This is a genomic window from Janthinobacterium sp. 13 (genome assembly GCF_002749695.1).
Lineage (GTDB): Bacteria > Pseudomonadota > Gammaproteobacteria > Burkholderiales > Burkholderiaceae_D > Janthinobacterium > Janthinobacterium kumbetense.
Genome location: NZ_PEEQ01000001.1, coordinates 1,857,437 through 1,871,306, shown reverse-complemented (window position 1 = coordinate 1,871,306; position 13,870 = coordinate 1,857,437). Strand labels below are relative to the sequence as shown.

Genomic DNA, 13,870 nt, shown 5'->3' with positions numbered 1-13,870 from the left:
AAAAGAGGACTGAATGGCGAGTAACAACGTAGCCCAATTTGCCACCGAACTGAAGATGCCTGCAGATTTGCTGCTGACGCAGCTGCGTTCTGCCGGCGTCGAGAAAAGTTCGACGTCAGATCCATTGTCGAAAGATGATAAGGACAAGCTTTTGGATCATCTGCGCCGCACACACGGCGCAGCGGCTGACACAGAAAAGAAGAAAATCACCGTGACCCGCAAGGAAACGACTGAAATCAAGCAAGCTGACGCCACCGGCAAATCGCGCACCATCCAGGTGGAAGTGCGCAAGAAACGCACTTTCGTCCAGCGTGACGAAGCTGCGCCGGTCGCAGCTGAACCGGTCGCGCCTGCCGCACCGGTGATCGATCCCGCCGACGTGGCGCGCCGTGAAGAAGAAGCCCGTAAACAGGCTGAACTGATCGCCCGCCAGGAAGCCGATCTGCGCGAAAAGCAAGAACGTCTGGCCAAGCTCGACGCGGAAAAAGAAGCCCAGGCGAAAGCCACGCAACAGGCTGAATTGGCTGCGAAGAAAGAAGCGGAAGCGGAAGCGAAGAAAGCGGCCGCCAAGGCTGCCGCCGCGCCTGCCGCCAGCGCCGCCGCGCCTGTCGTTGACGACGCCGCCGCCGAAGCGAAAAAAGCTGCTGCCGCTGAAGAAGCGAAGAAGAAAGCCGCCGCCGCTGCTGTTGCCGCCAAGGAAGCCGCTGACAAAGCGGAAGCCACCGAGCGTGCACGCAAGGCCGTGGCCGACGAAGTCGCCCAGATCAAGGCCATGATGAACGCGCCACGTCGCGCCATCAAGGCTCCTGAGCCTGCACCGGTACCGGTCAAGCCGAAGGCGCCGGAAGGCACGCTGCACAAGCCTGCTGACAAGAAACCTGGCGACAAGCCGGGCGACAAGAAGCCTGCTGTTGCAGACAAGAAATCCATCAAGTCGGCGAATGTGTCGTCCACCTGGTCCGATGACGCGAAAAAACGCGGCACCACCGGTGGTCCCAAGCCACGCGGCAATAGCGGCCCAGGCGGCCGTGACAGCTGGCGCGGTGGCGCGAAGGGCCGTCGCCCGACGCACCATGACGACCGTGAATCGAACTTCCAGGCTCCTACGGAAGCCGTCGTCAAGGACGTGCACGTACCGGAAACGATCACCGTGGCCGAATTGGCGCACAAAATGTCCGTCAAGGCATCCGAAGTCATCAAGCATTTGATGAAATTGGGCCAGATGTGCACGATCAACCAGGTGCTGGACCAGGAAACCGCCATGATTCTGGTGGAAGAAATGGGCCACAAGGCGTTCGCCGCCGAACTGGACGATCCGGAAGCGCTGCTGGCCGACGTGGGCGAACACGCGCACTTCGAAACCAAGCCACGCGCACCGGTGGTCACCGTCATGGGTCACGTCGACCACGGCAAGACCTCGCTGCTGGACTATATTCGTCGTGCCAAGGTTGCTTCCGGCGAAGCGGGCGGCATTACGCAGCATATCGGCGCTTACCACGTCGATACGCCACGCGGCATGATCACCTTCCTCGACACCCCGGGTCACGAAGCGTTTACCGCCATGCGTGCCCGTGGCGCCAAGGCAACCGACATCGTCATTCTGGTGGTTGCCGCCGACGATGGCGTGATGCCGCAAACGAAAGAAGCGATTGCCCATGCGAAAGCAGCCGGCGTACCGCTGGTGGTGGCGATCAACAAGGTCGACAAACCAGGCGGCAACGTTGACCGCGTGACGCAGGAACTGGTCGCCGAACAAGTCGTGCCGGAAGAATACGGTGGCGAATCGCCATTCGTGCCGGTGTCGGCCAAAACGGGTCAGGGTATCGACGACCTGCTGGAACAAGTGCTGTTGCAAGCCGAAGTGCTGGAACTGACGGCACCGGTCGAAGCGCCTGCGCGCGGCCTGGTAGTCGAGGCGCGTCTGGACAAGGGCCGTGGTCCTGTCGCGACGATCCTGGTGCAGTCCGGTACCTTGCGCCGCGGCGACGTGATCCTGGCTGGCTCTTCGTATGGCCGTGTTCGCGCCATGCTGGACGAGAACGGCAAAGCCATCGCTGAAGCGGGTCCTTCGATTCCGGTCGAAATCCAGGGTCTGACGGAAGTGCCGGTTGCCGGTGAGGAAGTCGTCGTCATGGCTGACGAGCGCAAGGCGCGTGAAATTGGTCTGTTCCGTCAAGGTAAGTTCCGCGACGTGAAACTGGCGAAACAGCAAGCTGCGAAACTGGAAAACATGTTCGACCAGATGGCCGAAGGCGAAGTGAAAAACTTGCCATTGATCATCAAAACCGACGTGCAAGGTTCGCAAGAAGCGCTGGTCGGTTCGCTGCAGAAACTGTCGACCTCCGAAGTGCGCGTACAAGTGGTACACGCTGCCGTCGGCGGCATCACGGAATCGGACGTCAACTTGGCAGTCGCCTCGAAAGCGGTCATCATCGGCTTCAACGCCCGTGCTGATGCCCAGGCACGCAAGCTGGCCGAGTCGAATGGCGTGGACATTCGCTACTACAACATCATTTACGATGCGATCGACGAGATCAAATCGGCGTTGTCGGGCATGTTGGCACCAGAGAAACGCGAAACGGTCATCGGCCAGGTCGAGATCCGCCAGGTTATCCTGGTCTCGAAAGTGGGCGCGATTGCCGGTTGCCTGGTCACCGATGGCGTGGTCAAGCGTGCTTCTTCCGTCCGCCTGTTGCGCAACAACATCGTGGTGTGGAGCGGCGAGATCGACTCCCTGAAACGCTTCAAGGACGATGCGAAAGAAGTTCGCGCCGGTCTGGAGTGCGGCCTGTCGCTGAAGAACTACAACGACATTCAGGTTGGCGACACGCTGGAAGTGTTCGAAGTCCAGGAAATCGCTCGTACCCTGTAATCACAGCAGTAATGGCGCGGACATATCTTTGTCCGCGCAAACACGTGGGGCGCATTGGTCAACGGGCAACCGTTTGACCCATGCGCCCTGCGGCACTTAGGACAGCATAAAATCATGGCTAAACATAGCAAAACCATGCCAGCGCGCGGCTTGCGCGTGGCCGACCAGATCCAGCGCGATCTGGCAGAAATCGTCGCCTACGAATTGAAGGACCCGCGCGTCGGCACGATGATCACCATCACCGAAGTGCAGATCACGCCCGACTACGCGCACGCCAAGGTGTTTTTCACGATGTTGAAAGACAGCAAGGAAGCCATCAAGAACACCACCGAAGGCTTGATGGCCGCGGCCGGCTTCATCCGTGGCTTGCTGGGCAAGCGCCTGCACATCCACACCTTGCCGATGTTGCATTTCGTGCACGACAGCTCGACCTCGCGCGGCATGGAAATGTCTTTGCTGATCGACAAGGCCAACGCCACGCGCGCGGCTGACGCCGAGCCGGACGCGAAACCCGAGACGGACGAGCAATAACAGTGGCGGGTCCGAAGAAACCACCGGGCATCAAGCGGGTGCGCGACCTGGTCGATGGCGTCTTGCTGCTGGATAAGCCTGTCGGCTGGTCCAGCAACGACGCCTTGATCAAGGCCAAGCGCGTGCTGAACGCGAAGAAGGCGGGCCATACGGGCACGCTGGATCCGTTCGCCACGGGCTTGCTGCCGCTGTGCTTTGGCGAGGCGACGAAGTTCTCGCAGGACTTGCTGGAAGCCGATAAGACCTACGAAACCCTGGTGCACCTGGGGCAGACGACGGATACGGGCGATACCGAGGGCGAAGTGCTGGAAACGCGCGACGTCAACGTCACCGAAGAGCAGATCGAAGCCGTGCTGGCGCAGTTCCGCGGGCCTATCCTGCAGACGCCGCCCATGTACTCGGCCTTGAAAAGGGACGGCAAGCCCTTATATGAGTATGCAAGGGCCGGCATCACCCTGGAGCGCGAAGCGCGCCCGGTGACCATCCACAAGCTCGAGTTCCTCGGCTACGAAGCCCCGTTCCTGAAATTGTCCGTGATGTGCAGCAAGGGCACGTATATCCGCGTGCTGGGCGAAGACATCGGCCATGCCTTGGGTTGCGGCGGCCATTTGAACGCCTTGCGCCGCACGCAGGTGGGCAACCTGACGTTGGACGGCGTCGTCACGCTCGACGAATTGACGGCGCATGCCGAACCGTTGAGCTTGCTGGCGCCCGTCGATGCATTATTGTCGAGCTTTCCCGCCGTCCAGCTGACGGAAGAATTGGCCAAGCGTTTCCTGCATGGCCAGCGCATCGCGCTGGGCAAGGAAGACGTCGCCGTGCCAGCCGAGCCGGGCAGGGTGCGCGTGTATCACGACAGCAAGCTGCTGGGCACGGGCCAGTTGCAGGAATACAGCATCCTGGCGCCAGAACGCTTGATTGCCACGGCGCATCAATAAGTCACAGCAACGTCATATTACCCAGCGACACTCGTTAAACAGTGTCGCTTTTTTAAACAAACCGTCCCCGACTGCGGGAGCCGCCAGCATTTTTAGATAGCGTTGCAACGCAACATGCTATACTACGCGGTTCCGGAAATAGATTAGCATTCGGGTATCTCGTACATCTTGTACGCACTCCGCAGTTTTTCAGTAACTACTACGACCATGTCAAATACAAAACGCGCAATTCGTAATATCGCCATTATCGCCCACGTTGACCACGGCAAAACCACGCTGGTGGATCAGCTGCTGCGCCAGTCCGGCACCTTCCGTGAAAACCAAGCGGTCGACACCCGAGTCATGGACTCGAACGACCTGGAAAAGGAGCGCGGCATTACGATTCTGTCGAAGAACTGCGCCGTTGAGTACGAAGGCACCCACATCAACATCGTCGACACCCCAGGCCACGCCGACTTCGGCGGCGAAGTGGAACGTGTTCTGTCGATGGTGGACTCGGTTCTGCTGCTGATCGATGCACAAGAAGGCCCGATGCCGCAAACCCGTTTCGTCACGCGCAAGGCGCTGGCACTGGGTCTGAAGCCTATCGTTATCGTCAACAAGATCGACCGTCCAGGCGCACGTCCGGACTGGGCCATCAACCAGACGTTCGAACTGTTCGACAAGCTGGGCGCTACCGACGAACAACTGGACTTCCCTATCGTTTACGCTTCGGGCCTGAACGGCTATGCCGGCCTGACCGAAGACGTGCGCGGCGGCGACATGAAGCCGATGTTCGACGCCATCCTGGAACACGTTCCAGTACGTGACGACAATCCGGAAGGCCCGCTGCAAATGCAGATCACCTCGCTGGACTACTCGTCGTACGTCGGCAAGATCGGCATTGGCCGCGTCAACCGCGGTACCGTCAAGGTCGGCCAGGACGTGCTGGTCATCAATGGCCCAGGCGCGACCCCGATCAAGGGCCGCATCAACCAGGTGCTGAACTTCAAGGGCCTGGAGCGCGTGCTGGTGGACGAAGCCGTCGCCGGCGACATCTGCCTGATCAACGGTATCGACGAAATCGGCATCGGTTCGACCCTGTGCGCAGTGGACACCCCAGAAGCGCTGCCTATGCTGACCGTCGACGAGCCGACCCTGACCATGAACTTCATGGTCAACAACTCGCCACTGGCTGGCCGCGAAGGCAAGTTCGTTACCTCGCGTCAACTGCGTGACCGTCTGGAAAAAGAATTGAAAGCCAACGTTGCTCTGCGCGTGGCACCAACCGACGACGACACGATCTTCGAAGTATCGGGCCGCGGCGAGCTGCACCTGACGATTCTGATCGAAAACATGCGTCGCGAAGGCTTCGAGCTGGCCGTTTCGCGTCCACGCGTGGTCTTCAAAATGGTCGATGGCGTGCGCCACGAGCCGTTTGAAAACCTGTCGGTCGACGTGGAAGAAGCCAACCAGGGCGGCGTCATGGAAGAACTGGGCCGTCGTCGTGGCGACCTGCAAAACATGGAATCGGATGGCAAGGGCCGCGTGCGTCTCGAGTACCTGATCCCGGCGCGTGGCCTGATCGGCTTCCAGGGCGAATTCATGACCCTGACCCGCGGCACCGGCCTGATGAGCCACGTATTCCATGAATACGCGCCAGTCGACAACACCCGTGGCGAAATGGCTGGCCGTCGCAACGGCGTGCTGATCTCGCAAGACGACGGCGCCGCTGTTGCTTACGCTATCTGGAAACTGCAAGACCGCGGCCGCATGTTCGTGTCGCACAATGACCCGGTCTACGAAGGCATGGTCATCGGTATCCACTCGCGCGACAACGACCTGGTCGTCAACCCGATCAAGGGCAAGCAGCTGACCAACGTGCGTTCGTCGGGTACCGACGAAGCGGTGCGCCTGGTACCGCCAATTCAGATGTCGCTGGAATACGCAGTCGAATTCATCGAGGACGACGAACTGGTGGAAATCACCCCTAAATCGATCCGTCTGCGCAAGCGCTTCCTGAAAGAGCACGAGCGTAAAAAAGCGTCGCGTGATTCGTAATCTGTTGTAGAGCATGGCCTGCGGGCCATGCCGCTCCGGCCCGCTGCGCCGCGTCATCGTCACTGGTGAGGCGCGCAGCGGGTTTGTCATTTGCAGCTCCTGTTTTTTGTAGACACCATGACTTCCTCTTCTTTGCCTTCCCGCCGCCTGTCCGTTGCCCCGATGATGGACTGGACCGACCGCCATTGCCGCAAGTTCCACCGCGAAATCACGCGCCACACCTGGCTCTATACCGAGATGGTGACGACGGGCGCGCTCGTGTACGGCGACGTGGAGCGCCACCTGCGCTTCAACGAGGAAGAGCATCCGGTGGCGCTGCAGCTGGGCGGCAGCGACCCGGCAGACCTGGCCACCAGCGCCAAGCTGGGCCAGCAGTGGGGCTACGATGAAGTCAACCTGAACTGCGGCTGCCCGTCCGAGCGCGTGCAAAAGGGCGCGTTCGGCGCCTGCCTGATGGCCGAGCCGCAACTGGTGGCCGACTGCGTGAAAGCCATGCGCGACGTGGTCGATATCGACGTGACGGTGAAACACCGCATCGGCATCGACGACAGCGAATCGTACGACTTCGTGCGCGATTTCGTCGGCACCGTGGCCGACGCCGGCTGCAAGACGTTTATCGTGCATGCGCGTAACGCCATCCTGAAAGGGCTGAGTCCGAAGGAAAACCGTGAAGTGCCGCCCCTTAAGTATGACTATGCCTACCGTTTGAAGCGTGATTTTCCGCAATTCGAGTTCATTATCAACGGCGGCATCAAGACGCTCGAGGAAATCGACCTGCACCTGCAGCACCTCGACGGCGTGATGCTGGGCCGCGAGGCGTATCACAACCCGTACGTGATGGCGCAGTTCGACCAGCGCTATTACGGCGACGACGCTCCCGTCAAGACGCGCGAACAGGTGCTCGAAGCGATGATTCCTTATATTAGTGCGCAGCTGGAAAAGGAAGCGGGGCGCTTGAAGCTGAACAGCGTCACGCGCCACATGCTGGGCCTGATGCAAAACCTGCCCGGCGCGCGCGGCTTCCGCCAGACCTTGTCCGATTCGAAGAAGCTGGCCTCGGGCGACCCGCGTTTGCTGCTGGAAGCGGCGGCGCGCCTGTCGTTGCCTGCCTGATGAGCGGCGATTGCCACGGCCTTGCGCGCCAGATTGACGGCTACCTGCAAGCCGTCAGCGCGCTGAAGGACGATGGCAGCCTTTTCGCATGCTCCTGTCTGGGCTCCGTGGCACCGCAGGCGGCGTTCGACGCGCTGTGCCGCGCGCTGGAAATCGCGCCGGACGGCTTGAGTCTGCAGCCGATCGACAGCGTGGTGTGCAGCGGCGTCCTGTGCACGCCGCGCCAGTGGCTGCTCGAGCGCTTGCACCCGGCGAGCGAGGCTGACCGCCAGCCGCTCGACGCGCGCCTGTTCGATGGTTTCGAGAACGAACTGGCCGAATTGCTGGGCGGTGCGCCCCGCTGGTATCAACTGGTATCATCGGGGCAGCGCAGCCTGGCCAGTCAATTGGGCGCCGTCTGGAGCGTCTTTGTCTTTGGCACAGAGCGTCACGCCTATGTGATGCATTGCAGCTGGGACCGCTGAGCAAACTTGTCTATACCGGTGCCCCGGCGCACTGGTATTGTCCGCACCACCCCCTCCTCTGAATACCACTTCCGAAACGATGTCACCGACTATGCCATGTGTTGTAAATGCGCTGTTTCGGCGCACGGCCGCACTGTCGTGGGGCATTTCTATGGGGCAAGAAACGGCGTTGTTGCCATTTCCCCGAAGAAAGTTAATCAGCCATTTATTCAGGTACTTATTGCTTGCTTTGAGGCAAAATTTACACCTATAATTGATTATAGACAAATATTTCTCATATGAATGTTTGATGTTGATCTCACATCATCGGTGTCAAAAATTCAGTCCGTGGAACAAATTTGCATTCGCAGTCACTGGTGGTTTTCAGGGCTGTTGTAGACCAGGAAGTACCCCAGGCTGCGTGCGGCCGGATACCGCCAGCATACCAATGGGTAAGGGCGGATGCCGGTGTTGCGCAGCCTTCGTCTTGTCGTGCCGGGCAAAAATCCTTATCAATAGTTTCATTTACGAAGAGCCGAAATGAATTTAGCAAAAATGAAGGTTGGTACCCGCCTGGGCCTGGGTTTCGCCCTGGTACTGGTTCTGCTGGTGGCCGTGACCGTCCTCGGCATCGCGCGCATGGCGCAAATCCAGGAACGTCTCGATCACGTGATCAATGTCAACAACGTCGTCACCCGCCTGGTGATCGACATGCGTGGCAACGTCAGCGACCGCATCACCTCGCTGCGCATCCTGACCCTGATGACCGACGCGGGCGATATGGAGCCGGAAATGGCGCGTATCAAGACGCAAACGACCACCTATCAGGAAACGCAGAAGAAGCTCGAAGAGAAATTCGCCGTCGAGTCGACTTCTGAAGAAAAAGCCCTGCTGACCTCGATCAAGGAATACGAAGCCGCCGCCATGCCGGCCATCGCCAAGGCGTCCGCGTTGTGGATGGCCAACGATGCGGAAGGCGCCACGCGCGTGATGATCAAGGAAATCCGCCCGGTACAGAAAAAATGGATGGAAGCGCTGGAGCAACTGGCCGTGCTGGAAGACAAGCTCAATGAGCAGATGCAATCGGACGCCCGCAAGGCCTTCGACAGCGCGCGCCTGTTCATGATCATCCTCGGCGTACTGGCCGTGGCGATGGGCGTGGCGGCGGCACTGGTGATCACCCGCGGCTTGCTGAAACAGCTGGGCGGCGAGCCTGACTACACGGCATCGATCGCCGGCAGCATTGCCAATGGCGACCTGTCGATCGGCATCCACACGCAGCCATCGGACAATTCCAGCCTGCTGGCGGAAATGAAGGAAATGCGCAACAGCCTGGTGGGCATCGTCGGCCAGGTACGTGTCGGTACGGAAACCATCGGCACGGCGTCGCGTGAAATTGCCGACGGCAATATCGACCTGTCGTCGCGCACGGAAATGCAGGCCAGCGCGCTGGAAAAAACGGCGTCGGCCATGGAAGAGCTGACCTCGACCGTGAAACAGAATGCGGACAATGCGCGCGAAGCCAACAAGCTGGCTGCCACCGCGTCGGACGTGGCCCTGAAGGGCGGCTCCGTGGTGTCGCAAGTGGTTGACACCATGAGCTCGATCAATGAATCGGCGAAGAAAATTGTCGACATCATCGGCGTGATCGATGGCATCGCCTTCCAGACCAACATCCTGGCGCTGAACGCGGCCGTGGAAGCGGCACGCGCCGGCGAACAAGGCCGCGGCTTTGCCGTGGTGGCGTCGGAAGTGCGCAACCTGGCCCAGCGCTCCGCTGGCGCGGCGAAAGAAATCAAGATCCTCATCGACGATTCGGCCGAGAAGACGGAACGCGGTACGCGTCTGGTGGGCCAGGCTGGCGTGACGATGGGCGAAGTGGTCGACAGCGTGCGCCGCGTCACCGACATCATGAGCGAGATCGCCAGTGCCAGCCAGGAACAAAGCGCCGGCATCGAACAGGTCAACCTGTCGATCATCGAGATGGATGGCATGACGCAGCAAAATGCGGCCCTGGTGGAGCAGGCAGCCGCCGCGGCGCAAAGCTTGCAAGACCAGGCGGCCGAACTGGCCCACGTGGTCAGCATCTTCAAACTGGTCGAAGGCGAAGAAAAGCCGGCAGCGTATGTACCGGCCCCCGTAGCGGCTGTGGCTGCGCCCGTTGCCGCGCGCAAGCCGGCGCCCGCATTGCGCCCGGTGAAATCGCTGGCACGCAAGGCGGAAGCGGCAGCTCCCGTGGCTGCTCCGGCGCCGCGCAAGGCGGCAAGCGCCGGCAGCAATGACGAGTGGGAAGAGTTTTAAGCGCGGCCAACAGCGCACAGGAAGTTGTAATTACCGTATCTGATAATCATGGGGAAGCACATGTTTGAGAATAAGCGTTTGATGAGTGTTGCAGCAGCCTTGCTGGTGTCCGTTTCTTCCGCAGCCTTCGCTGCCGAGGTGCCGGCGTCGTTCGATGCCAAGAACTGCAAGGCCGACTATCCGAAAGCTTCGTTGATGAACGAAGAGCAGGGCACCGTGACGATGTCCTTCCTGGTCAATGCCGATGGTAGCGTTGCCGATTCGAAAGTCGAGAAGAGCAGCGGCTTCAAGAACCTGGACAAGGCCGCCATCAAGGCCCTGTCCGCGTGCAAGTTCAAGCCGGGCACCAAGGATGGCGCCGCAGCGCAGACCTGGACCAAGGTCGACTACGCCTGGAAGCTGGACTGATCCACCTATTGCCGGGAGCCTGGCTCCCGGCATGAGCTCTCCGCTACGGGCGGCGCCTGCAAGGGTGCCGCCCGTAGTGTTATGTGCGCCAGCCAACGGCACTGTCGCCGCCGATTCTGTTACCCTCGAAACATACCTTCGGGATCTCCCACCACAAGAGGCCTACCATGCAGCGCATCCTGACACTTTCCCTTCTCGCCGCCAGCGGCATGCTGCTTTCTGCCTGCGCCTCGCTGGGCACGCCCGTGGGCTTGCAGGCGGGGCAGACCGTGGCCGTCGTCAATAGCCTGAGCTGGGACAATCCCCTGACGGGCAAGCGCGACGGCGTGCGCACCAGCTGGCCCATCAAGGATGGCAAGATTGCCCCTGAGTATTTTCCGCTGGCGCAGCTGAAGCAATGCGAGGCGGGCGGCAAGCCTTGCGCCTGGGGCGTGATGCGGGCGCAGCGCGGCGCGCCCGCTTTGCAGTATGCGGACGGCGGCGTCGACCTGGCCGTGAGCGTGGCTATCGACGTGGCGCGGCGCCAGGATGCGCGCCAGGGCGAAACGCAGACGGCGATGGCGATTCCGCAGGATGTGGCAGCGCTGGCTGGCCGGCAACAGGTGCAGCCCAGCTGGAAATTGAAGTATGGAAAGGTCGAGCAGGTCGAGCTCGATTACGGCGTGCGCTACCAGGTGTGCGTGCAGCGCTACGATGCGGCCGGCAAGGCCATCGATACCTGCGCGATACCGTTTATTTGAGGAAACATGCCGCGCGCGCCGTTTGTGGCGGCTTTGCGACACTTCATGTTGCGGCGTGCGTCGGGGTGTAACAATCGGTAAAAGCACAGCAAAGCGCGGCGTAATTTCTTATAGTACTTAATTAAGGTAGTACACCAGTATTGGTACCCGAGGAGAATTGCAATGAAAACCCTGTTGGCAGTAATTTCGCTGGCCGCCCTGGGGGGCTGCGTCGTGGCGCCGCCTGGTCCCGCGTATTACGGTTCGCGCGCGCCACAGGGGGCTTACAATCCCTATGAATGGCATACGGTCTCGTCCGAGCCGGTGCAGTCATCGCGCGTGGTGAGCGCGCCGCGCGTGGAATACACGAATGAACCCGTGTATGTGCAGCAGCAACCGGTGTACGTGCAACAGCCCGTGTATGTGCCGGCGCCCGTGTACGCGCCGCAACCGTATTATTACAATCCGCCCGTATCGATCGGGCTGGACTTCGTGTTTGGCTTTGGGCGCTACGGTGGACACCGCGGTGGCTGGGGTGGGCACGGACGTTATTACGGCCGCCGCTAGTCAACATCCCACCAAATTTACTGCGCGTCGCGATTCGCGGGCTGCGATGCTCGCTGTACTAAAGTACAGCTGCGCTTCTCCCCCACGACTCACTGCCGCTCGCTACAATTTGGTGAGAGTTGTGACGTAATATGAACTCAGTGGAAATACACGGAACTCTGGTGCAGCACGTCCGCCGAGCACAGGATGTACATCGCCGCCGCTGCCAGACCTATTTGCAAGGCGCCAAAGCTGATCGGGATGAGGCGGGACATGTCGTACTCCTGAGTAGTGTGAGGTGTGGTCAGGCTTTCATCATAGGATGACTCGGTGCCTTAGGGCATCGGATGAATGTCCGCCACGATGTAGGACAACACCTCGTCCCTGGCGCCCCGCCTCGCTCTCCGACCGCCTGAGTAACCCCCAATCAATTATTCCGATTTCTGACTTCCATAACCGGCGCTCTGCGGTGTTGCCCACTGCTAGCAGTGCTCGCACTGCGTCGCAGCGGGCGCCTTGCATAGCATCCGGTTCTGTTCGTCATAAATTCACAATAATTTCCTGAGGATTACTTAGCGGTTTTTCCAGCGCACTACAGGCTCTTCCGGCGCCGTGTCCGGCACGTTCGAGATCGCCAGCCAGTGCGTCAGGCGTTCCGGATGCTTGAGATTGATGCCCATGCCATCGATGATGCCGACCTGTTCCAGCATGCGCGCATCGATTTTCGCCTTCGACACCGTGGGCGCGCCCATGACCATGCGGTCATATGCCTTGCGCGCCTTGTGTTCCCACTTGTGCAGATTGCTTTCGTCGAAACGGTTCGCTTCGAAATACACGGTCAGGGTGCCATCGAGGTTGCCGAAGCCGACAATGCCCGCGCCCTTGCGGATGGTGGTGGTGTTGTCGATGTCAAATTCCGCCGTGGGCACGAAAATGCCGGCGCGGCCATCGATGTCGGGACGTCCCACGGGCGTTTCCTTGCCGTAGGAACTCGTTTCGGTAATGGTTTTTTCTGCAGACATGGTGCGTGTGGTGGCCGTGCCGGGAGCGCGATCGGGCCCGGCAGCGCCAGTCATCCTGTTCAAAAAATGCGTGCTGATGATCAGGGCGGGGTAGTGGCCCTGGCGGAGCGATGCTTGGCATTGCTTGATACCCCGCTATTGTAGCGTCAATTTAATTCTTTTTGGCAACATTTCCTGGGAATTATGCTTCCGTTTGGGCCATAAAAAAAGCCGCCCGGCCTGGTGGCGGAGCGGCTGTTGCACGACGACTTCAGACTCAGGCGGCAGTCTTGCGGCGTGCCATGAAACCCAGCAAGCCCAGGCCCAGCAGCATCATGGCGTAGCTTTCCGGTTCCGGCACGGCCGTCGTCACCGAGACGTTGTCCAGGTAGGAACCATAGGTTGGCGCGGAGGCCGGGCCGATCGATTCGAAGCGCAGCAAGGTGGACGAACCGAGCGCGGTCACGTTCTGGCTGTAGGTTTGCCACACGCCGGTGGTATTGCCGACCAGGGCCGTTGGCGTCAGCAGGGTCGAACCCCAGTAGACGTTCATCAGGCTGCTTGCTCCGCCTGGCGTATTCGGGCGGCCCGAGTAGGCAAACGACAGCGCATACGTGCCGCCGGCCGTGGTGGCGAGCGATTGCGACACGGACGTCAGGCGCTCGGCGTTGAGTTCCAGGTATTGCGTGCCGGCGGCAGCGACGGGGTTGAAGCCGCTCTGGCCGCCTTGCGTGGCGCCCTTCTGGATTTCAAAGGCCGTATTGCCGCTGACGGATGAGGTCCAGCCCGTCACGGCGCTCAATTGTGCGAATGGGGTGGTGATGGCGTTGCTTTCGAAGCTGCCGTTGACGACCAGTTCGGTCGCGGCGTTGGCGCCGCCGGCAGTGATCAGGGAGGCCAGCGCGGCAATCTTGAAGAGGGTAGCAGGCATTTTCATGTGGGTCCGTTCTATTATTTA

General features: G+C 60.4%; 12 protein-coding genes. 10 read left to right on the top strand and 2 right to left on the bottom strand.

The genetic code is table 11. The annotated features are described in order from the left end of the window. The first annotated feature begins 13 nt into the window (after positions 1-13). From infB to CLU94_RS08185, 10 genes are all read left to right on the top strand, one after another. A complete protein-coding gene (infB, locus tag CLU94_RS08230) occupies positions 14-2,872 on the top strand; it encodes a translation initiation factor IF-2 (protein ID WP_099665291.1) in 2,859 nt (952 codons plus the stop codon). 114 nt (positions 2,873-2,986) lie between these two features. Further along, complete coding sequence (gene rbfA, locus CLU94_RS08225; RefSeq protein WP_099665290.1) at positions 2,987-3,403, top strand: 30S ribosome-binding factor RbfA; 417 nt, start codon at positions 2,987-2,989, stop codon at positions 3,401-3,403. Positions 3,404-3,405: 2 nt separating this feature from the next. Next, complete coding sequence (gene truB, locus CLU94_RS08220) at positions 3,406-4,341, top strand: tRNA pseudouridine(55) synthase TruB (RefSeq protein WP_099665289.1); 936 nt, start codon at positions 3,406-3,408, stop codon at positions 4,339-4,341. Positions 4,342-4,548: 207 nt separating this feature from the next. Next, entirely contained in the window at positions 4,549-6,381 is a 1,833-nt protein-coding gene (gene typA / locus CLU94_RS08215; RefSeq protein ID WP_076569139.1) for a translational GTPase TypA, read from the top strand. A 117-nt stretch (positions 6,382-6,498) separates the two neighbouring features. Then, positions 6,499-7,494 carry a tRNA dihydrouridine(20/20a) synthase DusA gene (gene dusA / locus CLU94_RS08210; RefSeq protein ID WP_099665288.1) on the top strand — a complete coding sequence of 332 codons (996 nt, stop codon included), beginning with the start codon at positions 6,499-6,501 and terminating at the stop codon, positions 7,492-7,494. Beyond that, positions 7,494-7,958: a hypothetical protein gene (locus CLU94_RS08205; protein ID WP_099665287.1), complete on the top strand. Its 465-nt coding sequence runs from the start codon at positions 7,494-7,496 to the stop codon at positions 7,956-7,958. Before dusA ends, CLU94_RS08205 begins: the two co-directional genes overlap by 1 nt. A 519-nt stretch (positions 7,959-8,477) precedes the next feature. Beyond that, on the top strand, positions 8,478-10,238 hold the full coding sequence (locus tag CLU94_RS08200; RefSeq protein ID WP_257218722.1) for a methyl-accepting chemotaxis protein: 1,761 nt from the start codon (positions 8,478-8,480) through the stop codon (positions 10,236-10,238). 60 nt (positions 10,239-10,298) lie between these two features. Beyond that, positions 10,299-10,646, top strand: a complete 348-nt coding sequence (locus tag CLU94_RS08195) for an energy transducer TonB (protein ID WP_077408994.1) — start codon at positions 10,299-10,301, stop codon at positions 10,644-10,646. 167 nt (positions 10,647-10,813) lie between these two features. After that, complete coding sequence (locus CLU94_RS08190; RefSeq protein WP_099665285.1) at positions 10,814-11,386, top strand: hypothetical protein; 573 nt, start codon at positions 10,814-10,816, stop codon at positions 11,384-11,386. A gap of 162 nt (positions 11,387-11,548) precedes the next feature. After that, positions 11,549-11,932 carry a hypothetical protein gene (locus CLU94_RS08185; RefSeq protein WP_077400334.1) on the top strand — a complete coding sequence of 128 codons (384 nt, stop codon included), beginning with the start codon at positions 11,549-11,551 and terminating at the stop codon, positions 11,930-11,932. Positions 11,933-12,483: 551 nt separating this feature from the next. On the opposite strand, the gene CLU94_RS08180 is transcribed toward CLU94_RS08185, so the two are convergent. Beyond that, on the bottom strand, positions 12,484-12,933 hold the full coding sequence (locus CLU94_RS08180) for a hypothetical protein (RefSeq protein WP_035825219.1): 450 nt from the start codon (positions 12,931-12,933) through the stop codon (positions 12,484-12,486). Between the two features lie 256 nt (positions 12,934-13,189). Continuing rightward, positions 13,190-13,849, bottom strand: coding sequence for a PEP-CTERM sorting domain-containing protein (locus CLU94_RS08175; protein ID WP_099665284.1), 660 nt, complete (start codon positions 13,847-13,849; stop codon positions 13,190-13,192). Positions 13,850-13,870: the final 21 nt, after the last annotated feature.

Bases quoted from the DNA above. Each gene is read 5' to 3' on its own strand.
- CLU94_RS08180 (WP_035825219.1), bottom strand. From the start codon at position 12,933: ATGTCTGCAGAAAAAACCATTACCGAAACGAGTTCCTACGGCAAGGAA.
- CLU94_RS08200 (WP_257218722.1), top strand. From the start codon at position 8,478: ATGAATTTAGCAAAAATGAAGGTTGGTACCCGCCTGGGCCTGGGTTTC.
- CLU94_RS08195 (WP_077408994.1), top strand. From the start codon at position 10,299: ATGTTTGAGAATAAGCGTTTGATGAGTGTTGCAGCAGCCTTGCTGGTG.
- dusA (WP_099665288.1), top strand. From the start codon at position 6,499: ATGACTTCCTCTTCTTTGCCTTCCCGCCGCCTGTCCGTTGCCCCGATG.
- typA (WP_076569139.1), top strand. From the start codon at position 4,549: ATGTCAAATACAAAACGCGCAATTCGTAATATCGCCATTATCGCCCAC.
- rbfA (WP_099665290.1), top strand. From the start codon at position 2,987: ATGGCTAAACATAGCAAAACCATGCCAGCGCGCGGCTTGCGCGTGGCC.
- CLU94_RS08205 (WP_099665287.1), top strand. From the start codon at position 7,494: ATGAGCGGCGATTGCCACGGCCTTGCGCGCCAGATTGACGGCTACCTG.
- infB (WP_099665291.1), top strand. From the start codon at position 14: ATGGCGAGTAACAACGTAGCCCAATTTGCCACCGAACTGAAGATGCCT.
- CLU94_RS08190 (WP_099665285.1), top strand. From the start codon at position 10,814: ATGCAGCGCATCCTGACACTTTCCCTTCTCGCCGCCAGCGGCATGCTG.
- CLU94_RS08185 (WP_077400334.1), top strand. From the start codon at position 11,549: ATGAAAACCCTGTTGGCAGTAATTTCGCTGGCCGCCCTGGGGGGCTGC.
- CLU94_RS08175 (WP_099665284.1), bottom strand. From the start codon at position 13,849: ATGAAAATGCCTGCTACCCTCTTCAAGATTGCCGCGCTGGCCTCCCTG.